Here is a 620-nt window from a genome sequence, read left to right on the forward strand (position 1 = left end):
ACCGGCGGGCGCCACCATGTTCCTGGTGCCGATGAACACGCCCGGGGTCCGGCTGGGCACCCCCATCCACACCATGGACAAGTACCTGCCCGGTGGCCACCCGCATGTGATGTTCGACGGCGTCCGCGTGCCTGACGCCGCCGTCCTCGGCGAGGCGGGCCTCGGCTTCAAATACGCACAGCTCCGCCTGGGCCCGGCCCGGCTCACGCACTGCATGCGCTGGCTGGGGTTGGCCCGCCGCGCACAGGACATTGCCCTGGACCGGGCCAACACCCGCGAAATCTTTGGCGCGCACCTCTCGCAACTGGGCATCGCGCAGGACATGATTGCTCAGTCGGAGCTGGACATCGAAACCTCGGATGCGATCATCGCCAAGTGCGCAGCCCTGCTGGGCGTGGATGCGAAGGCCGGCTCGGCGCTGTCCTCCGTGGCCAAGGTCCACTGCTCGGAGGCCGTCTACCGGGTCATTGACCGCGCCGTGCAGCTGTGCGGCGGCGACGGCGTTTCCGACGGGCTGCCGCTGGCCCAGTACCTGAACGAGGTGCGCCCGTTCCGGATCTATGACGGCTCCACGGAAACCCACAAATGGGCCATTGCCCGCCGGGCGGCCTCGGCACGGC

At 69.2% G+C, this 620-nt stretch carries 1 protein-coding gene; it reads left to right on the top strand.

Going from position 1 to position 620, the window contains the following annotated elements; all coding sequences use genetic code 11:
* The coding region (locus LPN03_RS20745) for an acyl-CoA dehydrogenase family protein (RefSeq protein WP_262455764.1) at nucleotides 1–620 on the top strand (620 nt) is incomplete at both ends.

Source organism: Arthrobacter sp. A2-55, assembly GCF_025548615.1.
Taxonomy (GTDB): Bacteria; Actinomycetota; Actinomycetes; order Actinomycetales; family Micrococcaceae; genus Specibacter; species Specibacter silviterrae.